At 36.2% G+C, this 20,601-nt stretch carries 20 protein-coding genes; 19 read left to right on the top strand and 1 reads right to left on the bottom strand.

The features are described from left to right. The first annotated feature begins 16 nt into the window (after window positions 1–16). On the top strand, window positions 17–895 hold the full coding sequence (gene ylqF / locus H9636_RS03880; protein WP_191706324.1) for a ribosome biogenesis GTPase YlqF: 879 nt from the start codon (window positions 17–19) through the stop codon (window positions 893–895). Between the two features lie 121 nt (window positions 896–1,016). Here ylqF and H9636_RS03875 read toward each other — a convergent pair whose 3' ends face one another. After that, entirely contained in the window at window positions 1,017–1,547 is a 531-nt protein-coding gene (locus tag H9636_RS03875; RefSeq protein ID WP_191706323.1) for a PCYCGC domain-containing protein, read from the bottom strand. Between the two features lie 188 nt (window positions 1,548–1,735). Here H9636_RS03875 and H9636_RS03870 point away from each other — a divergent pair, with 188 nt between their 5' ends. The 18 genes from H9636_RS03870 (at window position 1,736) to fliH (ending at window position 20,599) form a co-directional block, all read left to right on the top strand. Beyond that, the gene (locus H9636_RS03870) at window positions 1,736–2,524 is read left to right on the top strand and encodes a ribonuclease HII (protein WP_191706322.1); all 789 of its coding nucleotides are present in this window, start codon (window positions 1,736–1,738) and stop codon (window positions 2,522–2,524) included. Continuing rightward, entirely contained in the window at window positions 2,521–4,422 is a 1,902-nt protein-coding gene (locus H9636_RS03865) for a hypothetical protein (RefSeq protein ID WP_191706321.1), read from the top strand. The genes H9636_RS03870 and H9636_RS03865 overlap by 4 nt, the downstream gene beginning before the upstream one ends. Then, window positions 4,419–4,718 carry an EscU/YscU/HrcU family type III secretion system export apparatus switch protein gene (locus H9636_RS03860; protein ID WP_191706320.1) on the top strand — a complete coding sequence of 100 codons (300 nt, stop codon included), beginning with the start codon at window positions 4,419–4,421 and terminating at the stop codon, window positions 4,716–4,718. Before H9636_RS03865 ends, H9636_RS03860 begins: the two co-directional genes overlap by 4 nt. A gap of 164 nt (window positions 4,719–4,882) precedes the next feature. Then, the gene (sucC, locus tag H9636_RS03855; RefSeq protein ID WP_191706319.1) at window positions 4,883–6,043 is read left to right on the top strand and encodes an ADP-forming succinate--CoA ligase subunit beta; all 1,161 of its coding nucleotides are present in this window, start codon (window positions 4,883–4,885) and stop codon (window positions 6,041–6,043) included. An 18-nt stretch (window positions 6,044–6,061) separates the two neighbouring features. Continuing rightward, a complete protein-coding gene (gene sucD, locus H9636_RS03850; protein WP_191706318.1) occupies window positions 6,062–6,964 on the top strand; it encodes a succinate--CoA ligase subunit alpha in 903 nt (300 codons plus the stop codon). A 208-nt stretch (window positions 6,965–7,172) separates the two neighbouring features. After that, a complete protein-coding gene (gene dprA, locus H9636_RS03845) occupies window positions 7,173–8,081 on the top strand; it encodes a DNA-processing protein DprA (RefSeq protein ID WP_191706317.1) in 909 nt (302 codons plus the stop codon). A 128-nt stretch (window positions 8,082–8,209) separates the two neighbouring features. Further along, complete coding sequence (gene topA / locus H9636_RS03840; protein WP_191706316.1) at window positions 8,210–10,288, top strand: type I DNA topoisomerase; 2,079 nt, start codon at window positions 8,210–8,212, stop codon at window positions 10,286–10,288. 18 nt (window positions 10,289–10,306) lie between these two features. Next, window positions 10,307–11,620 carry an FADH(2)-oxidizing methylenetetrahydrofolate--tRNA-(uracil(54)-C(5))-methyltransferase TrmFO gene (gene trmFO / locus H9636_RS03835; RefSeq protein ID WP_191706315.1) on the top strand — a complete coding sequence of 438 codons (1,314 nt, stop codon included), beginning with the start codon at window positions 10,307–10,309 and terminating at the stop codon, window positions 11,618–11,620. 304 nt (window positions 11,621–11,924) lie between these two features. After that, the gene (xerC, locus tag H9636_RS03830) at window positions 11,925–12,836 is read left to right on the top strand and encodes a tyrosine recombinase XerC (protein ID WP_191706314.1); all 912 of its coding nucleotides are present in this window, start codon (window positions 11,925–11,927) and stop codon (window positions 12,834–12,836) included. 2 nt (window positions 12,837–12,838) lie between these two features. Continuing rightward, a complete protein-coding gene (gene hslV / locus H9636_RS03825; protein WP_122970349.1) occupies window positions 12,839–13,387 on the top strand; it encodes an ATP-dependent protease subunit HslV in 549 nt (182 codons plus the stop codon). Beyond that, window positions 13,384–14,778: an ATP-dependent protease ATPase subunit HslU gene (gene hslU / locus H9636_RS03820; RefSeq protein ID WP_191706313.1), complete on the top strand. Its 1,395-nt coding sequence runs from the start codon at window positions 13,384–13,386 to the stop codon at window positions 14,776–14,778. The genes hslV and hslU overlap by 4 nt, the downstream gene beginning before the upstream one ends. A 90-nt stretch (window positions 14,779–14,868) precedes the next feature. Beyond that, window positions 14,869–15,648 (top strand): GTP-sensing pleiotropic transcriptional regulator CodY, encoded by a 780-nt coding sequence (codY, locus tag H9636_RS03815; protein ID WP_122970351.1) that lies wholly within the window; start codon window positions 14,869–14,871, stop codon window positions 15,646–15,648. Window positions 15,649–15,973: 325 nt separating this feature from the next. Continuing rightward, a complete protein-coding gene (flgB, locus tag H9636_RS03810) occupies window positions 15,974–16,366 on the top strand; it encodes a flagellar basal body rod protein FlgB (RefSeq protein WP_191706312.1) in 393 nt (130 codons plus the stop codon). Window positions 16,367–16,368: 2 nt separating this feature from the next. After that, entirely contained in the window at window positions 16,369–16,824 is a 456-nt protein-coding gene (gene flgC, locus H9636_RS03805) for a flagellar basal body rod protein FlgC (protein ID WP_191706311.1), read from the top strand. Window positions 16,825–16,848: 24 nt separating this feature from the next. Further along, the gene (gene fliE, locus H9636_RS03800; RefSeq protein WP_191706310.1) at window positions 16,849–17,157 is read left to right on the top strand and encodes a flagellar hook-basal body complex protein FliE; all 309 of its coding nucleotides are present in this window, start codon (window positions 16,849–16,851) and stop codon (window positions 17,155–17,157) included. Between the two features lie 49 nt (window positions 17,158–17,206). Further along, the gene (fliF, locus tag H9636_RS03795; protein WP_191706309.1) at window positions 17,207–18,799 is read left to right on the top strand and encodes a flagellar basal-body MS-ring/collar protein FliF; all 1,593 of its coding nucleotides are present in this window, start codon (window positions 17,207–17,209) and stop codon (window positions 18,797–18,799) included. A gap of 14 nt (window positions 18,800–18,813) precedes the next feature. After that, window positions 18,814–19,827, top strand: coding sequence for a flagellar motor switch protein FliG (gene fliG / locus H9636_RS03790; RefSeq protein WP_122970356.1), 1,014 nt, complete (start codon window positions 18,814–18,816; stop codon window positions 19,825–19,827). Continuing rightward, window positions 19,811–20,599: a flagellar assembly protein FliH gene (gene fliH / locus H9636_RS03785; protein WP_318240988.1), complete on the top strand. Its 789-nt coding sequence runs from the start codon at window positions 19,811–19,813 to the stop codon at window positions 20,597–20,599. Before fliG ends, fliH begins: the two co-directional genes overlap by 17 nt. The last annotated feature ends 2 nt before the right edge of the window (window positions 20,600–20,601 follow it).

Raw genomic sequence — 20,601 nt, 5'->3', positions numbered from 1 at the left:
TAAGGAGGAAAACAACATGACAATTCAATGGTTTCCAGGACATATGGCGAAAGCTAGACGTGAAGTTCAAGAAAAACTAAAACTTGTAGATATTATTTTTGAATTAATCGATGCTCGATTACCTCTTTCTTCGAGAAATCCGATGATTGACGAAGTGATAAATCAAAAACCTCGACTTCTCATTTTAAATAAGGCGGATATGGCCGATGAAACAGAAACGCATAAATGGGTGCAATATTTTGCAAATAAAGGTCATATGGCAGTTGCTATTAATTCATTAGATGGAAAAGGACTGCAAAAGGTCACAAAAGCTGCTCAAGAAATTTTAGCTGATAAATGGGCACGTATGAAAGCAAAAGGAATGAAGCCTAGAGCAATCCGTGCGATGATTGTAGGGATTCCGAACGTAGGAAAATCAACATTAATTAATCGTTTAGCAAAGAAAAACATCGCAAAGACAGGAAATACACCTGGGGTAACAAAGGCTCAACAATGGATTAAAGTAGGTAAGGAATTAGAGTTGTTAGATACGCCAGGGATTTTATGGCCGAAATTTGAAGACCAAGAAGTAGGGTTAAAACTAGCATTAACTGGTGCGATTAAAGATACAATTATCAATATGGAAGATTTGGCTGTGTATGGACTCCGTTTTTTATCAATCCATTATCCTAACCGTATGGAGGAACGCTATGGAATTACCTTTGTCCATGAAAATTTAGTTGAAACGTTTGATCATATTGGAAAACGAAGAAAAGTATTTGGTCCAGGTGGCGAAATCGACTATGACCAAGTGGCGGAAATTATCGTGCGAGACATACGTAATCAAAATTTTGGTAAATTAAGTTTTGATATTGTAGATGAACAATTAGAAAAAGAACAAATAGCGGAAGTATAAATCGTTGCTTCATCAAAACAAAGAACCATCTCTTATTGTGAAAACGTAAGAGATGGTTCTTTTTTTGAAAAAAGAAGTGCCAGCATCCTAATCGTTGCTTGGCACTTTATGATGTAAATCGTTACGCAGGCATGTTTGTTGGAGTAGGTGTTGCGTAACCTTCTTCATATTTTGCATCAATCGCTTGACGAATTTCTTTTAAAGATTTTCCTTGTTGATACATTTGGACAGATTCTACTGCAATTTCTAAACAGACTTGGCATCGAGTTCCGTGATCATCCCATACAACGGATCCGTCATCCCGCTTCTCTGCAATGAAGCAATTTAAATTATTGCGATGACCTGCACTTTCCCCACATCCACAATAACAAGGAATCCATTCTAATATATCTGTTGCTTGTCCAGCTACTTCATAAACAAGTCGAATATCTTCCGGTTGTGAGTCTAAAAAAGATGGCAATTGTTTCACAGAATCGGTTGTTTCTTGAAGGTCTCCGGAAAGGTGGTTATGAGTAGTTGACGAATCATTTTCTAATGATTGGTCTGCATGTTCATTTGCATGTTCTTCTGAATGATGTTCATCTTTTGCAGCATTTCCGCAAGCTGATAAAAGAAGGATAATGCTAGCAAAAAGAGGAAATATTTTTTTCATGTTGTCTCCTCCATTCAATCCTTTTCATTATAATCGCACTAAGTGTGAAAGAACAATGATAACTATGTTAAATTATTAGTGGTAAGTATAAAAGTTACATACATATTGAAGAAACAACAGGTTCTTCTTTTATATCAATAAAAAATGCCGATATAAGTAATAGATTATTTAGGGAAGTGTAAGTACATATGCAAAGAACAGTAAAAGAGATTACAGATGCTTTACATGAAGCGAAAGTTTATGCAAGTTGGATGAAAGATATTGAAAAAGATGAGCGTGCAGGAGTTCAAAAGGCATGGAAACAATGGAATAGTCGTAGGGAGAAGGAAAAGAAAAAGCTAGAAGAGCACGAAAGAAAAGTGCAGTTTGATCGCTCCTTTTTATCGACGGATGCAGAATTGTTAGTAGGGTTAGATGAAGCAGGGAGGGGGCCGTTAGCAGGACCGGTTGTTACAGCTGCGGTTATTCTTCCGAAAAATTGTGAACCTTTTGTAGGTATCAACGATTCGAAGCAACTTTCAAAAAAAGTAAGGGAAGAATTTGCTCAAATTATTAAAGCACACGCCCTTGCTTATTCGATTCATTTTCAAAGTGCACAAGTTATCGATGAGATCAATATATACGAAGCAACAAAACAATCGATGAAAGAATGTGTGGAGAATTTAAAAATACGTCCAGATTTTTGTATTGTAGATGCCCTTGTGTTACCAATAGATATCCCGCAACAGTCAATTATTAAAGGGGATGCTAAAAGTTTATCGATAGCGGCGGCTTCAATTTTAGCAAAAAATGCTCGGGATGAGTATATGGAAAAGCTTCATCTTGAGTATCCTGAATATGGCTTTGACCAAAATGCAGGTTATGGAACGAAACAACACCTTGATGCCCTTGAAAAGTATGGTCCGATGGAGGAACACCGTAAAAGTTTTGAACCAATCAAATCGATGATGGTAAGTAAGGAGAGGTTAACAATATGACTTTCACCTCATTTAGTCCGATACAAGTCCAACAAATAAATAGTACACAACAACAGCCCCTTGTTTTAAAACAAGGACAAGTTTTTCATGGAACGATTAAAAAATTATATCCTGATCAAATGGCGGAAGTACAAATTGGGCAGACAAAATTATTTGCTAAGCTTGAAACGCCGTTAAAAGCTGGAGACTCGCATTTTTTTCAAGTAACGAGTATGAATCCCCAAGCACAACTAAAAGTAGTTACAGGTCCAATTCAGCCGTCTCAATCGGTGGCTCAACAAGTAACACAGTTACTTGAAATGATGAATTTGCCAAAAACGGCGGCAATGCAACAATTAGTAGCTCATTTTTTGAAAAATCAACTACCGTTATCAAAAGAGCAATTAATGTATGGGGAAAATTGGTTGAATGAATTGCCAGCAAATACTACAAAACAAGAGGCGTTAATGGCCATACAAAAAATGGTTGAATTAAAAATGCCTTTTACAAACGAAATTTTTAAAGGATTTATTTTAGGTGGTAAGACGAATGGGATGTCCAATGCCATTTCAAATTTCACGACGATATTGATGGAAGATCAGTCGATTTCAAGTTCAGCAAAAACACAATTAATGCAACAACTACAAACGATTTCAAAGCCATTTACTATGGAAACAGGTAGCATCGTCTTATCAAAAGCGATTCAAATTTTGCTTACTGATACGGAGTCGTTCATACATAAGACCCAATTATTCAATTTATTAAAAGCTGCAGAAATTTTCCCTAAAAACACGATGATTGATAATTGGTTGTCCGAAAGTTTTCAGCAACATAAAACGTTAATCAATCATTCAAATCAACCTTCAGCAAGTCAACTCATTCAAAATGTAGTAAGTGCAAAATTAAATGAAGTGCCACAAATAATCAAAGAGGTTCAATCATGGATATCGAATCAAAATCAATTACCAAATGAGCAAAAAATTGAACTACAACAATTATTAACTCGTTTTGAATCATTACCTTTAAATAAAGGGACAGTTGAATGGTTCGCTCAACAACTCCATAAGCAATTAATCATAGCTTTTTCTGAAAATACAACGCCTATTTTTTCGAAAGAACAAAATAGTACGTCGATAAAAGACCAACTTTTATCCCTATTGAAACCAGAGATGATGACTACCTCATCAGCATTATTGAACATAGTAAAAGTCGTGAATGAATCGCCGCAACCTTTCCTTCAAACGATGCTACTTCAAGCGGAAGCGGAAGTTCAAACGGCCATTGATAGTAAAGCGATAGAACAAGCGCTTAAAACAATTTTAAAAGGTTTAGGAATGAGTTACGAGGCTTCTTTCAATCATAAAATACAAGATTTTCAAGAAGCTACTCAGTCATTAAAACCACAACTGTTAACGATCATAAATGATCCTCAAACATCACAAGTTTTAAAAGAAGCTGCTGATAATATTGTTTCGAGATTAAATGGGATGCAGTTACATTCAGGAGAAAATGGACATCAACACCAACTTATCATGCAAATTCCTCTTCACTTTTTAGGGAAGCATACGGAGGCAACGCTTCAATGGAACGGTCGTATGAAGGAAGATGGGAAAATCGATGCGAATTACGCGAGAATTTTATTTTATTTAAATATGAATACCCTAAAAGAAACGGTCGTTGACATGCAAGTACAAAACCGCATAATTACCATTCATTTATATAACGATCTGCCTCAATTGGAACAATTAGCTGAGCCGTTGAAAGAAAAACTTAAAACAGGACTTTTAGAAAAAAATTATCATCTTTCAGGATTATTTATTAAATCCTTTGAAAAAACAGATTCCACACAAGTTTCAAACAATCTGACTGAAAGTAAAGAGGAAACAAAAAGTCATAATGGAGTCGATATTCGGGTATGAGAGAGAAAAAGTTTATTCGAAAAGAGGCCATTGCATTATCTTATAATCCGGAAGGAAAACAAAGTCCAAAAGTTATCGCAAAAGGGAAGGGAAAAATTGCAGATAATATTTTAGAAAAAGCATCTTTCCATAATGTTCCTATTTATGAAGATAAAAATCTTGTCGAATTATTAGGGAATTTAGATTTAAACGAATCAATACCAGAGGAGTTATACGAGGCTGTTGCCGAGGTATTTGCTTTCATTTATAGACTTGATCGGAACTATCAGGAAAATAATGATAAAAAATTGTTATAAAAAAATAGAAAAAATAGATAGACTGATAGCTGTAAAATAGATAATATTGTAATAAAATAACTAATATCGTACAAATAATACTAATATAGACTTTATCAGAATATTTGTATAGAATGGTTATGGTTAACAAAATTATTTCCACAAGATTGATGGGAGGATGTATCATGAATATCCATGAGTATCAAGGGAAGGAAATCCTTAGAAAATATGGAGTAGCAGTTCCGAATGGAAAGGTTGCCTTTTCACCCGAAGAAGCTGTAAAAGTGGCGAAGGAGCTCGGTTCAAATGTAATCGTTGTCAAAGCCCAAATTCATGCTGGGGGTCGAGGTAAAGCTGGGGGTGTCAAAATCGCGAAGAACTTAGAAGAAGTTCGAACTTACGCGAAAGAGTTACTTGGGAAAATTTTAGTAACTCATCAAACTGGTCCAGAAGGTAAAGAAATTAAACGTCTTTACATTGAAGAAGGATCAGATATTAAAAAAGAATATTACTTAAGCTTTGTTTTAGATAGAGCAACTTCAAGAGTTACGTTAATGGGCTCAGAAGAAGGCGGTATGGATATTGAGGAAGTAGCTGAAACTTCACCAGAAAAAATTTTCAAAGAAGTGATTGATCCAGTTACAGGTTTACTTCCATTCCAAGCACGACGAATGGCGTTTAATATGAATATACCAGCAAAGCTTGTTAATAAAGCTTCAAAATTAATGCTAGGACTTTATCAAGCGTTTGTTGAAAAAGATGCATCCATTTTAGAAATTAATCCATTGGTCGTAACTGGCAATGATGAGGTAGTAGCACTCGATGCAAAATTCAATTTCGATGCGAATGCATTATATCGCCATAAAGATATTGTTGAACTACGTGATTATGATGAAGAAGATCCGAAGGAAATCGAAGCATCAAAATACGATTTAAGCTATATTCCACTGGATGGAAATATCGGTTGTATGGTAAATGGTGCTGGTCTCGCAATGGCAACAATGGATACGATTAGTTATTACGGCGGCAAACCTGCAAACTTCCTTGACGTTGGTGGCGGTGCAACAACAGAAAAAGTAACAGAAGCATTTAAAATTATTTTATCGGATCCAAACGTAAAAGGGATTTTTGTCAACATTTTCGGCGGCATTATGAAGTGCGATGTAATCGCAGAAGGGGTTATCACTGCTGCTAAACAATTGGGCTTAAAAGTACCTTTAGTTGTACGTTTAGAAGGAACAAATGTGGATTTAGGGAAAGAATTATTAAATGCATCTGGTTTAAATATTGTAGCGGCGGACTCTATGGCAGACGGCGCAGAAAAAATTGTGGAACTCGTAGGTTAAGGAAGGCAGGGAGAATACATGAGTGTTTATATTAATGCAGACACAAAAGTAATTGTTCAAGGTATTACTGGGGAAACAGCTCTTTTCCATACGAAACAAATGTTAGAATACGGTACGAAAATTGTGGCTGGTGTAACTCCTGGTAAAGGGGGACAAGAAATCGAGGGGGTTCCAGTTTTTAATACAGTGGAAGAGGCTGTTCAAGAAACAGGAGCTAATGTATCGGTTATCTATGTACCAGCACCTTTTGCTGCGGATGCGATTATGGAAGCAGTGGATGCGGAATTAGATTTAACGATTTGTATTACAGAACATATTCCAGTTTTAGATATGGTTAAAGTAAAACGATATATGGAAGGGAAGAAAACTCGTTTAGTTGGACCAAACTGTCCAGGAGTTATTACTGCAGATGAATGTAAAATAGGAATTATGCCTGGCTATATTCATACAAAAGGCCATGTCGGTGTCGTTTCTCGTTCCGGAACGTTAACATATGAAGCTGTACATCAATTAACTCAAGCGGGTATCGGTCAATCAACAGCTGTCGGGATAGGCGGTGACCCGGTTAATGGTACAAACTTCATCGATGTATTAAGTGAATTTAATAATGATCCAGAAACATATGCGGTCGTAATGATTGGTGAAATCGGTGGTACTGCAGAAGAAGAAGCGGCAGAATGGATTAAAGCGAACATGACTAAACCAGTAGTTGGTTTTATTGGTGGACAAACTGCCCCTCCTGGTAAACGAATGGGACACGCAGGTGCGATTATTTCAGGTGGTAAAGGAACAGCGAAGGAAAAAATTAAGGCAATGAATAATGCCGGTATTGAAGTAGCTGCAACACCATCTGTTATTGGCGAGACTTTAATTAAAGTGTTAAAAGAAAAAGGTCTATACGAAAAATGTAAAACCCATTAAAATACAAGGTGTAGCGTCCTCGCGCTACACCTTTCTATTTTGTTGCGGTCACTTTTTTCATTTCAAAATGGCGTACCCTCATACAAAAATAAGTCCCTATACTTATTGTTCCGTTAAGGGGCTATTAGAAATTCTTCGAGTAGTAAATTTCTATAAACCTACATCTATTTAGTTTGACGCAACTCTTGAAACCTACTACTTACGGAAAATGGATAATAGGAGTGATCAAGTGAAGCAAATACAGGAACTACTTGCTCTCCATTACGTTTATCCTCTCACTTTAAACAAATTCCAAAAATTGGTGAAAACTCTCGGTTCTTTACGAAATATAGGTAAACTACCCCCGACAAAATTAGCAGAAATACTGGCTGTTTCGACAAATTCCGCAGAGAAACTATTATATCGATTTGAACGTATAATGAAAAAGGATTTAATAAATGGCTACCATTCTGCTAATATAAAAATTATCCCTTACAATAGTAAATATTATCCAAATCATTTATTGCAATTAACAGACCCTCCAACAGTTTTATATGCAAAGGGAGACGTTTCTTTATTAACAAAACCATTAAAAATAGCCATTATCGGTTCAAGAAAAGCGACATACTATTCCTCGATAGCAATGGATTGCATTATCCCTCCGCTAGTTGATCAAAATATTGTCATTGTTAGTGGTCTAGCTAAAGGGGCAGATAGTTTAGCACATTCAACAACGATAAAGTATGGGGGCAAAACAATTGGGATACTCGGACATGGTTTTTCCCATATTTATCCGAAAGAAAATAAAAATCTTGCAGAACAAATGGAAGGAAATCATTTGCTTTTAACAGAATATCCTCCTTATGTTGGGGTTCAGAAATGGCATTTTCCGATGAGAAATCGTATCATTAGCGGTATTAGTAACGCAATTGTTGTAACAGAAGCTGCCCTTAAAAGCGGAACATTAATTACAACAGAGCATGCGTTGGAACATGGGAAGGATATATTTGTTGTACCCGGTCCCATTGATTCGGAGCAGTCAAAGGGTACCAACAGCTTGTTACGAGAAGGAGCGATTCCAATTTGGAACGGTCAACAAATTATAGAGGAGTTAAAATTGTTTTTAGGTAAATATTGAAAAAAAGTTGCATTCTAAGAAAAACTGTTATACATTTTGCAACAGGTATTATTTTTGAGGAATTAACATTCAGCGTTTAAAACGCATTCAATATGAACAATTTACCTCTACAAGGGGGAAGTATATAGATGGCAGATTATTTAGTGATTGTAGAATCACCAGCAAAAGCAAAAACAATTGAAAGATATTTAGGAAAAAAATATACAGTAAAAGCTTCTATCGGTCATGTGATTGATTTACCAAAAAGTCAAACAGGAATTGATACGGAAAATAATTATAAACCGAAATACATTACCATTCGCGGAAAAGGTCCAGTATTACAGGAATTAAAAACAGCTGCAAAAAAAGCAAAGAAAATTTATCTCGCAGCCGATCCAGACCGCGAAGGTGAAGCAATTGCATGGCATTTAGCAACAGCTTTAAATATTGATTTGGATTCAGAATGTCGTGTCGTATTTAACGAAATTACAAAAGATGCTATTTTGGATTCCTTTAAAAATCCACGGTCTATCAATATGGATTTAGTCGATGCACAGCAAGCAAGACGTATTTTGGATCGTCTTGTAGGATATAACATTAGTCCAATCCTATGGAAAAAAGTGAAAAAAGGATTATCTGCAGGACGTGTTCAATCTGTAGCCCTTCGACTAATTATTGATCGAGAAGAAGAAATTAAAAATTTCGTTCCAGAAGAATATTGGACAATCGAAGGTAATTTCGAAAAAGGAAAAAAACAGTTTGACGCATTATACTTCGGAAACGGCAAAGAAAAAGTAAAGCTTTCAAATGAAGAACAGGTGAAAGCCGTTTTAAGTAGTTTGAAAAATGACGAATTCCAAGTGGCAAATGTCGTGAAGAAAGAACGAAAACGTAATGCAGCACCTGCCTTTACAACATCTTCTTTACAACAGGAAGCCGCAAGAAAATTAAATTTCCGTGCTAAGAAAACGATGATGTTAGCACAACAATTATATGAAGGTATCGATATAGGAAAAAAAGAAGGTACTGTCGGGTTAATTACATATATGCGAACTGACTCAACTCGGATATCCGACAGTGCGAAAGCTGAAGCAACGAATTACATTAATGAAAAGTATGGAAAAGACTATATTGCCTTCGAGCAGAAACAAGCAAAAAAATCGACGAATGCACAGGATGCCCATGAAGCGATTCGACCGACAAGTGTAATGAGATCTCCTGATCAATTAAAAGAAGTGTTAAGTAGAGATCAATTGCGCCTGTATCGTCTAATTTGGGAACGTTTCATTGCTAGTCAAATGGCCCCTGCAATTTTAGATACAGTATCGGTTGATTTAGTGAATGGTGATGTTCAATTCCGAGCAAATGGTTCCTATGTAAAATTCCCTGGTTTTATGAAGCTGTATATTGAAGGAACAGATGATAATTCGGAAGAAACAACAAAATTGTTGCCTGAAATGGAAGTCGGAGATACGGTGAAATCGTTAGAAATTGAACCGAAACAACATTTCACTCAGCCTCCACCACGTTTTACGGAGGCACGTCTTGTAAAAGAGTTGGAAGAACTAGGAATCGGCCGACCTTCGACTTATGCACCTACATTGGATGTTATTCAAAAACGAGGCTATGTTCAATTAGATGCAAAACGATTTGTCCCAACGGAACTTGGTGAAATTGTTCATCAGTTTATGGTAGAATTCTTCCCCGAAATTATTAATATCGAGTTTACGGCAAAAATGGAAGAGGATCTTGATAAAATTGAAGAAGGTCAAATCAACTGGGTAAAGATTATTGATGATTTTTATAAAGATTTCGAAAAACATGTAAAACATGCCGATGAGGTAATGGAAAAAATCGAAATTAAAGATGAACCTGCTGGTGAGGATTGTGAAAACTGTGGCTCACCAATGGTATATAAGCTAGGTAGATACGGTAAATTTATGGCTTGCTCTAATTTCCCAGAATGTCGCAATACAAAGGCGATAATGAAACCAATTGGTGTAAAATGTCCAAATTGTGATACGGGAGAAATCGTAGAGCGAAAAAGTAAAACGAAACGAATTTTCTATGGATGCAACACATATCCAGAGTGTGATTTTGTCTCATGGGATAAGCCAATTAGTAGACCTTGTCCAAAATGTAGTGCATTATTAGTAGAGAAAAAGATTAAAAAAGGTATTCAAATTCATTGTACAAATTGTGACTATGAAGAAGCACCGACACAATGATAGAAAGATGGTAGTAAAATGACACAACAAATTGTAAATGTAATCGGCGCAGGTCTTGCTGGTAGTGAAGCGGCTTGGCAAATTGCTAAACGAGGTGTGAAGGTACGTTTATATGAAATGCGTCCTGTTAAACAAACACCTGCACATCATACAGATAAATTTGCAGAACTAGTTTGTTCAAATTCATTAAGAGCAAATGCTTTAACAAATGCTGTTGGTGTTATTAAAGAGGAAATGCGAATAATGGATTCTGTCATTATTAAAGCGGCGGATAATGCATCTGTTCCTGCTGGTGGTGCACTAGCTGTGGATCGTCATGAATTTGCTGGCTATGTGACAGAAACAGTTAAAAATCATCCATTAGTAGAAGTTATTAATGAAGAAGTAACAGAAATTCCTGAAGGGATTACTGTTATAGCTACAGGTCCATTAACCTCACCGGCATTAGCTGAGAAAGTTAAAGAACTAACTGGTCAAGAATACTTATACTTCTATGACGCAGCAGCTCCGATTGTTGAAAAAGACAGCATCAACATGGACAAAGTTTATTTGAAATCTCGCTATGACAAAGGGGAAGCAGCTTATTTAAATTGTCCGATGACAAAGGAAGAATTTGATGCTTTCCGTGAAGCTCTAATTTCCGCTGAATGTGCACCATTAAAAGAATTTGAAAAAGAAAAGTATTTTGAAGGATGCATGCCGATTGAAGTAATGGCATCTCGCGGTGAAAAAACAATGCTATTTGGACCAATGAAGCCGGTTGGTCTTGAGGATCCAAGAACAGGGAAACGTCCTTACGCAGTAGTACAGTTACGTCAAGACGATGCAGCTGGAACTTTATATAATATTGTAGGATTCCAAACTCATTTGAAATGGGGAGAACAAAAGAGGGTATTTTCAATGATCCCGGGCCTAGAAAATGTGGAAATTATCCGTTATGGCGTGATGCATCGTAATACTTTCATCAATTCTCCGACTGTATTAAATAAAACGTATCAATTACGTGCAAATGAAAATATTTTCTTTGCTGGTCAAATGACTGGTGTTGAAGGATATGTGGAATCTGCAGGAAGTGGCTTAATTGCAGGTGTCAATGCAGCAAGACTTGCTTTAGGTCAGGAGCCAATTATTTTCCCATTTGAAACAGCATTGGGAAGTATGGCCCGATATATTACAGAAGCGGATTCTAAAAACTTCCAACCGATGAACGTCAACTTCGGTATTTTCCCTGAATTAGGCGAAAGAATTAAATCAAAACAAGAACGAGCTGAGCGCCACGCTAACCGAGCTTTAACAACAATTCAAAATTTTGTGAATTCTCAAACGATATAATTGCTTATATACCTCATAAATTGTTATAATTTATGGGGTATTTTCTTTTGTGTACATTTTTAATAACACAATAAGTATCCATCGTTTTGTTACTAAATTGTTAATGATATACGCAAATTTTACAAATTTTATTTACTAAAATACTTGATATATTTCCGAGTTAGGTATAGTCTCATTGTTGGACGTTTTTTATAAAATATGAAAAAGTTGTAGTTGAACGTTTATAACAACCTTCTTTATTAATGCAGACGCGATACAAATTAACAAATGGCTTTTCCACTTAATTGATTGGAGGTGTATTGCGATGCAGGTCAAATTCACAGACGCTTTGGATCAGTTTCTCCGTTATATTCAACTCGAAAAAAACTTTTCCGTACATACTGTTCGGGAGTATGAGTTTGATCTAAAAGATTTTCTTAGCTTTTTAAATTCAGAAGGTATAACAAACCTAGAAGAGGTGGAATATATCCATGCTCGACTATATATCACAAAATTATATGATGAAAAGAAAGCTAGAACATCAATTTCTAGAAAAATCTCATCGATTCGGTCTTTCTTTAAATTTTTAAATCGTGAGTTTAACTTAGATGATTCTCCATTCCGATCACTATACCATCCCAAAAAAGAAAAGCGCTTACCTAACTTTTTCTACGAAGAGGAGCTTTCCCAACTGTTCGAGAGAAATGTAGGAACCGATAACAAATCTATTCGCAATATGGCCTTACTTGAATTACTCTATGCAACAGGGATTCGTGTTAGTGAGTGTACATCGATTGAACTAGAAGATCTTGATTTTCACTACTCGATTATTCGAGTGATGGGAAAAGGTCGGAAAGAACGAATTATTCCATTCGGACAATATGCACATGAGGCTTTAAGCAAGTATATAGAAGAAGTGCGTCCGAAACTTATGAAGAGTGAAAAGCATAATAAGTTATTTGTAAATATGCGAGGAGGCGAACTTACTCCCCGTGGTGTACGTTACATACTTGAAGAGATGATTAAAAATGCTTCCATGCATACAAAAATATATCCACATATGCTACGGCATTCCTTTGCGACACATTTATTAAATCATGGAGCAGATTTAAGAACGGTTCAAGAATTACTTGGACATTCCAGTTTATCATCAACGCAAGTTTATACCCATGTAACAAAAGAACATTTGCGAAATACTTATATGAATACTCATCCACGAGCTTTTGAGGAGGAATAATAATGGAACAATTTCATGCGACCACCATTTTTGCTATTCACCATAATGGACATTGTGCGATGGCAGGAGATGGTCAAGTTACGTTAGGAAATTCAGTAGTGATGAAACATACTGCCAGAAAGGTCAGACGTCTATTCAATGGGAAAGTGTTAGCTGGATTTGCTGGGTCTGTAGCTGACGCGTTCACGTTATTTGAAATGTTCGAAGCGAAGTTGAATGAATATAACGGTAATCTACAACGAGCTGCGGTAGAAGTTGCAAAACAATGGCGCGGCGATAAAATGTTACGTCAATTGGAAGCACTTCTTCTAGTGATGGATAAATCAACTTTATTACTCATTTCAGGAACTGGGGAAGTTATCGAACCTGATGATGGTATATTGGCCATTGGTTCGGGTGGTAACTATGCTCTAGCTGCTGGGAGAGCATTAAAACAACATGCAGGGGACCATTTAACGGCTAGTGAGATTGCTAAAGCGGCATTAACCGTAGCAGCAGATATATGTGTGTTTACAAACCATAATATTATCGTGGAGGCGCTAGAAGAATGACACAACAACATTTAACGCCAAGACAGATTACAGAACAATTAAATCGTCACATAGTTGGGCAACATAATGCGAAGCGTGCTGTAGCCATCGCTCTTCGAAATCGTTATCGCCGTTCTTTATTAAGCGAAGAAATGCAAAATGAGATTATTCCGAAGAACATTTTAATGATTGGACCAACTGGTGTTGGGAAAACGGAAATCGCTCGCAGAATTGCGAAATTAACCAATGCTCCTTTTATTAAAGTAGAGGCGACTAAGTTTACGGAAGTGGGTTATGTAGGCCGCGATGTAGAATCGATGGTTAGAGACCTTGTGGAAGCGTCTAGACGTCTTGTGAAAGATGAAATGATGGAAGCGGTAAAAGATGTGGCAGAGCAAAATGCAAATGAAGCTCTTGTGAAATTACTTGTCCCTTCTAAGGTGAAATCGAAAATGGCTCAAAATCCATTGGAAATGCTGTTTGGCCAAAAAAATGACAAACCCGATGAAGACACAAGTCATGAAGAAACCGAAATTCGTTCAAAACGCTCCCAAGTTTCAGAAGACTTAAAAGCGGGTAAACTGGAAGATACTCTCGTAACAGTGGAAGTAACGGAACAAAACACGCCTTTCTTTGAATTAATGCCAGGAATGGGAATGGATATGGGCTCTTCAGGTATGCAAGATATGTTATCAAATCTTATGCCGAAAAAAGCGAAAAAGCGCAAAATGAAAGTAAAGGATGCCCGCCGTATTTTAACTGTGGAGGAAGCCAATAAATTAATTGATTCGGATGAGTTAGCCCAAGAAGCGATCAGACGTGCAGAACAATCAGGAATCATCTTTATCGATGAGATAGACAAAATTGCAAGTCGTGGATCATCTTCTGCTGATGTGTCTCGTGAAGGCGTTCAACGGGATATTTTACCGATAGTAGAAGGTTCCACTGTAACGACAAAATATGGCACGGTAAGAACGGACTTTATGTTATTTATTGCAGCCGGTGCTTTCCATATGTCAAAGCCAAGTGATTTAATTCCTGAATTACAAGGTCGTTTCCCAATTCGTGTTGAGCTTGATAAGTTAACGAAAGAAGATTTTGTACGGATATTAAAAGAGCCAGATCAATCGCTTATCCAGCAATATAAGGCACTATTAGAAACGGAAGAGGTTACGATTAACTTTACTGATGATGCAATTGACCGTATTGCCGAAATTGCAACGGAAGTGAATCAAGAAACTGATAATATAGGCGCAAGAAGACTTCATACAATAATGGAACGTTTATTGGAAGAGTTGTCCTTTGAAGCATCCGAAATTTCGCCAGCCCATATTGAAATTACGGCTGCATATGTCGATAAAAAATTGGAAAAAATATCGAAAAACAAAGATTTGTCACAATTTATCTTATAATTCAAGCTGAATTAGTTACAATAAATTTTAGGAACCTTTAGAATATTAAGTGAATTAATTTATGTACCCTATTAGGAGGATTTATTTAAAATGAATTTATTAGCAAAAACTCGTAAGATTAACTCTATGTTGCAAGCGTCAGCTGGGAAGCCAGTAAACTTTAAAGAGATGGCAGAAACACTTGGAGATATAATAGACTGTAATGTATTTATTGTGAGCCGAAAAGGGAAACTTTTGGGTATTTCCATTCATCAACAAATTGAAAATGCTCGTATGAAAAAAATGTTTGAAGAACGTCAATTCCCAGAAGACTATACTCAACACTTATTTGAAATAACAGAAACATCACCTAATATTGACATTAATAGTGAACATACTGTTTTCCCAACAGAAAATCGTGATTTATTTGAAAATGGTTTAACGACAATTGTTCCAATTATCGGTGGTGGAGAACGATTAGGTACTTTAATTTTAGGAAGATTAACAGATAGTTTTGAGGATGACGATTTAATTTTAGCTGAATATGGTGCGACAGTTGTTGGTATGGAAATTTTACGTGAAAAATCGGAAGAAATTGAAGAAGAAGCACGTAGTAGAGCTGTTGTTCAAATGGCGATCAATTCATTATCTTATAGTGAATTAGAAGCAATTGAACATATCTTTGAAGAGCTTGATGGTAACGAAGGGTTATTAGTTGCTTCTAAAATTGCGGATCGCGTTGGAATCACGCGTTCAGTAATCGTTAATGCATTACGTAAATTAGAATCAGCTGGTGTTATTGAGTCTCGTTCTTTAGGGATGAAAGGTACTTATATTAAAGTATTAAATGATAAATTTTTAGCTGCATTAGCTGAAATTAAAATGAAATAATCGTAACTAAAAAAATAAGGTTCTGTCTCATTTTTGAGATAGAACCTTATTTTTTTGTAGGAGAAATTTACAAATAGTGCAATATAATAATTTTCTAAATAATTCTAATATTGTTATTAAATTGTAAAATCTGACAAAAAGTGTCGAATTGAGTAGTAAGTTAGTAATTTGTAAATATTTTGTTGCGGTTTTTAAATAAAAATAGTCCCTATTTACTATAAAAAAACACTAAATGTTAATAGACTTAAGTAATAGTATACATTAAAATGAAGTTATTAAACTGAAATGTTTTGTAATATAAATTTAAAACTTGGGGTGAAAGAGTTTGAGCTTATTCGGAGGAACTATTAGTAGTTTAGAAAATGGTCTAAATTACGCTTCGTTGAAAAATAAAACGATTGCTCAAAACATAGCAAATGTTGACACACCGAACTACAAGGCGAAAAATGTCAGTTTTAAGCAAATGTTGACGGATGCGCAAAGTGAGACAATTTCCGCAAATCGTACGGATGTAAGACATTATGATTTCAATATAAAAACATCTTCTCCAGGTGTCTATAGTTATGAGAATTTTAACTATCGTAGTAATGGGAATGGTGTAGATATGGATGCGGAGCAAGCAAGTTTAGCTGAAAATACAATTTACTATAATGCGTTAGTTGAACGAATCTCTAGTAAATTTAATACGCTGAATAATGTCATTAAGGGAGGTAAATAACGATGTCTATATTCTCTAGTATGAATACAACGGCATCCGCTTTAACAGCACAACGTTTACGGATGGACGTAATTTCATCTAATATTGCTAACGTTGATACAACCCGGGCAAGACAAGTAAATGGCGAGTGGGAGCCGTACCGTCGCAAATCGGTAACATTAACTGAAGATAATGGTCAGTTTTCTAGTTTTCTGAATATTGCAATGGGCAATGAGGATAATGCTGGAAATGGAGTGAAAGTTACAAGGATTAATGATGACACTGAAACTCCCTTTAAATTAGTATATAACCCAACTCATCCAGATGCCAATGAAGAAGGGTATGTGGAAATGCCAAATGTCGATTTATTAACAGAAATGGTCGATTTAGTCTCTGCGACTCGTTCTTATGAAGCAAACGTTACGGTGTTTAACGCTAATAAATCGATGTTGACAAAAGCTTTGGAAATAGGGAAATAAGATGAGTAGAGAGGAGTGGTTATTATGGCGATAAATCCTGTATCTTTTATGCCTACACAATCACAAGTAAATGAAATAAAGTTAACAACTCCGACAACGTCATATGAGGCACAACAATCTTTTGCTAATACATTAAAGGATGCCATTGCATCTGTAAACAATCAACAAGTAGCATCAGATGCTATGACAGAAAAACTGATCAAAGGTGAAGATGTTGATTTACATGAAGTAATGATTGCTGCACAAAAAGCGAGTGTTAGTTTAAACGCGACAATGGAGGTACGCAACAAGGCAGTAGAAGCTTACCAAGAAATTATGCGCATGACTATTTAAATCTTGACGATAAATTGTTGGTGTATACACAATAATCGGAGGATACATAATGAATGAACGACTTTCAAAAGTGAAATCAGACTCTACCCAATTTTGGAAGAGTCGAACGAAAAAACAAAAGGGGGCAATATTCGGTACATTAATCGGTATTGTTGCCCTAGCTGGTATACTTACATATTTCTTAACTAGAACAACGATGGTGCCACTATTTACGGAACTATCAGCTAGTGAAGCTGGAGAAATAGCAGAAGTATTAAGTGCACAAGGAGTTACATATGAAATAGCCCCTGGTGGGACGAATATTTTAGTACCAGAAGAACAAGTGGACTCATTAACGGTTTCCCTTGCAGCTCAAGGATATCCAGATTCGGGTGCTATTAATACTTCATTCTTTACTTCAAATGCTGGTTTCGGGATGACAGATAATGAATTTAATGTCATTAATCTTGCAGCAACTCAAACAGAATTGGAAAACTTAATCAAAACGATTGATGGTATTAAAAACGCAAATGTCATGATTACGATGCCTGAACAAGGTGTGTTTGTAAATGATGCAACACAACAGGCGAGTGCTTCTATCGTATTGGATACTGAACCTGGTCATCAATTTAGTGATGAACAAATTACCACTTTATATAATCTAGTTTCAAAAAGTATCCCCAATTTAAGTACTGATAATATCGTCATTACTAACCAATATTCGGAGTACTTTGATTTGGAACAAGCTTCTAATGGTTCAGGGTCTGTTGATTCGGTTGAAGGACAAATGCAAGTGAAAAAATCTATTGAACGTGATCTGCAAAGACAAGTTCAACAAATGTTAGGTACCTTAATGGGGAATGACAAAATCGTCGTTTCTGTTACAACTGATATCGACTTTAAACAGGAAAATCGTCAAGAAAATCTTGTTGTGCCTGTAAATGAAGAAAATATGGAAGGTATTGAAATAAGCGCTCAAAGAATTACTGAAACTTATTCCGGTATGGATGCAGCTTCTGGAACACCTGAAGCGGAAGCTGGTACTGATAATTTTGTGAATTACAATGAAGTAACTGGTGGAGACGGAACATACGAACGAGTAGAAGAAACGATTAATAACGATGTCAATCGAATTACAAAAGAAATCCAAGAAAGTCCATATAAAATTCGTGACCTCGGCATTCAAGTGATGGTTGAACCACCGGTGCCAGATGATGCGGCATCATTATCCGAAGATGTAAGAGGAGATATCGAACAAATACTTTCAACAATTGTACGCACAACGATCGATAAAGAAGCAGCTGGTGAATTAACGGATGAACAAATAGATGAAAAAATTGTTGTTTCTGTCCAGCCATTTTATGGTAATGACGCTACAGCTGTTGAAGAAACTCCAATGATTCCTTGGTGGATTTGGGTTGTTGGTGGAATTTTATTAGCGGTTATTTTATTATTGATTTTCTTCATTATTCGTTCGAAGAAGAGAAGAGAACAGGAAGAACAATATACGATTATCGAAGAACAAGAAGATTTGATCGTAGATGATATAAATGAAGAAAAAGAAACTGAAGGTACAATTCGCCGTAAACAGCTTGAAAAAATGGCGAAAGAAAAACCAGAAGACTTTGCTAAACTACTGCGAAGTTGGATTACTGAAGATTAATGGGGGGTTCGACCTTGTCCAAGAAAGAAAAAGGGTTAACAGGGAAACAAAAAGCAGCTTTACTGTTAATTTCTCTAGGACCAGAAGTTTCTGCTTCTGTCTACAAACATTTAAATGAAGAAGAAATCGAACGTCTTACGTTAGAAATCTCAAGTGTAAAAAAAGTTGAACCTAGTATTAAAGAAGACATTATCGAAGAATTTCACAATATAGCTTTAGCTCAAGATTACATCTCACAAGGTGGAATCGGTTACGCAAAAACGGTTTTAGAAAAGGCACTAGGAGAAGAACAGGCGCAAGCAATTATTAACCGTTTAACTTCTTCTTTACAAGTAAGACCTTTTGATTTTGCTAGAAAAGCCGATCCTGCACAAATTTTTAACTTTATTCAAAATGAACATCCACAAACAATTGCGTTAATTTTATCTTATTTGGACCCAGGGCAAGCGGGAGTTATTTTATCCTCCTTACCACAAGAGGTACAGGCTGATATTGCTAAACGAATAGCGATGATGGATTCAACTTCACCTGAGGTGATTAGCGAGATTGAATCTGTATTAGAACGTAAATTGTCTTCGACTGTAACTCAAGACTACACTGAAACAGGTGGCGTAGATGCAGTAGTTGAAGTGTTAAATGGTGTTGATCGGCAAACAGAAAAAACAATTCTTGATGCCCTTGAAATACAAGATCCAGAGCTTGCTGAAGAAATTAAAAAGAGAATGTTTGTCTTCGAGGATATCGTTACGTTGGATAACCGTTCAATTCAACGAGTTATTCGGGATTGTGAAAATGAAGATTTACTTCTTTCTATGAAGGTAAGTAGTGAAGAAGTGAAGGAGATTATTTTCAATAACATGTCCCAACGTATGGCAGAGACATTTAAAGAAGAAATGGAAATAATGGGACCTGTTCGTCTTCGCGATGTGGAAGATGCGCAATCTAGAATTGTTGGTGTTATTCGTCGATTAGAAGATGCAGGTGAAATCATTATCGCACGTGGTGGAGGAGATGACGTCATTGTCTAGAATCATCCGTTCAACTGCCGTCCAACCAGAGAAGAAAGATGTTGAAATCCAACTTCGAAATCTGTTTACAGTCGATTTCGAAGATGGAAATCCGATTCAACAAAAGAAAATGACTATTTCGGACGTTTACGCTGAGAGAGAACGATTAATTTCCCAAGCAATGGAACAAATCGAGCAGCATAAACAAGAGTTTGAACAATATCGTCAAGAGCAAATGGAAAGTTTGGAACAAGCTAAGCAATTATGGGAAGAAGAGAAATTAGTTATTGAACAAAATGCTTATGACTTAGGATTCCAAAAAGGTTATGAAGAAGGAATGAAAAAAGCCCAAGCGGATATGGAACATTCTTTGAAAGTAGCCAATGAAGTAGTGGAAGATTCCCGCCTTAATGCTCAGAAGTATATAGAAGAACAAGAGCAGGTTATTTTAGAAATTGCTTTAACGGCTGCAGAACGAATTATAGGAACTGCTTTAGAAAAAGATGAAAATGTTTATTTATCCATCATTAAGCGAGGGCTGAAAGAAGCTCGTGAAATGAAAGAAATTAAATTATACGTTCCACCAACTTATCATCAATTGGTAACACAAAATCGGGATGAGTTAGTAGGAATGTTTCCAACCGATGTTCCATTTCTTATTTTCGTAGATGAAGATTTAAATCATACGGATGGCTATATTGAAACAAATCACGGACGAATTGTCGTGTCAATTGATGAGCAGTTAAACGTACTTCGCATAAAGCTAAACGAAATTTTAGAATGTAAGGAATGATA

Source organism: Ureibacillus galli, assembly GCF_014836845.1.
In the GTDB taxonomy this organism is placed as follows: domain Bacteria; phylum Bacillota; class Bacilli; order Bacillales_A; family Planococcaceae; genus Ureibacillus; species Ureibacillus galli.
Note: the sequence above shows the minus strand (reverse complement) of the source record. Positions and strands in the feature narration are given on the sequence as shown.

Bases quoted from the DNA above. Each gene is read 5' to 3' on its own strand.
- sucD (WP_191706318.1), top strand. From the start codon at position 6,062: ATGAGTGTTTATATTAATGCAGACACAAAAGTAATTGTTCAAGGTATT.
- H9636_RS03870 (WP_191706322.1), top strand. From the start codon at position 1,736: ATGCAAAGAACAGTAAAAGAGATTACAGATGCTTTACATGAAGCGAAA.
- codY (WP_122970351.1), top strand. From the start codon at position 14,869: ATGAATTTATTAGCAAAAACTCGTAAGATTAACTCTATGTTGCAAGCG.
- xerC (WP_191706314.1), top strand. From the start codon at position 11,925: ATGCAGGTCAAATTCACAGACGCTTTGGATCAGTTTCTCCGTTATATT.
- H9636_RS03865 (WP_191706321.1), top strand. From the start codon at position 2,521: ATGACTTTCACCTCATTTAGTCCGATACAAGTCCAACAAATAAATAGT.
- hslV (WP_122970349.1), top strand. From the start codon at position 12,839: ATGGAACAATTTCATGCGACCACCATTTTTGCTATTCACCATAATGGA.
- sucC (WP_191706319.1), top strand. From the start codon at position 4,883: ATGAATATCCATGAGTATCAAGGGAAGGAAATCCTTAGAAAATATGGA.
- trmFO (WP_191706315.1), top strand. From the start codon at position 10,307: ATGACACAACAAATTGTAAATGTAATCGGCGCAGGTCTTGCTGGTAGT.
- ylqF (WP_191706324.1), top strand. From the start codon at position 17: ATGACAATTCAATGGTTTCCAGGACATATGGCGAAAGCTAGACGTGAA.
- fliF (WP_191706309.1), top strand. From the start codon at position 17,207: ATGAATGAACGACTTTCAAAAGTGAAATCAGACTCTACCCAATTTTGG.
- flgC (WP_191706311.1), top strand. From the start codon at position 16,369: ATGTCTATATTCTCTAGTATGAATACAACGGCATCCGCTTTAACAGCA.
- H9636_RS03875 (WP_191706323.1), bottom strand. From the start codon at position 1,547: ATGAAAAAAATATTTCCTCTTTTTGCTAGCATTATCCTTCTTTTATCA.
- hslU (WP_191706313.1), top strand. From the start codon at position 13,384: ATGACACAACAACATTTAACGCCAAGACAGATTACAGAACAATTAAAT.
- fliH (WP_318240988.1), top strand. From the start codon at position 19,811: ATGACGTCATTGTCTAGAATCATCCGTTCAACTGCCGTCCAACCAGAG.
- topA (WP_191706316.1), top strand. From the start codon at position 8,210: ATGGCAGATTATTTAGTGATTGTAGAATCACCAGCAAAAGCAAAAACA.
- dprA (WP_191706317.1), top strand. From the start codon at position 7,173: ATGGATAATAGGAGTGATCAAGTGAAGCAAATACAGGAACTACTTGCT.
- fliE (WP_191706310.1), top strand. From the start codon at position 16,849: ATGGCGATAAATCCTGTATCTTTTATGCCTACACAATCACAAGTAAAT.
- H9636_RS03860 (WP_191706320.1), top strand. From the start codon at position 4,419: ATGAGAGAGAAAAAGTTTATTCGAAAAGAGGCCATTGCATTATCTTAT.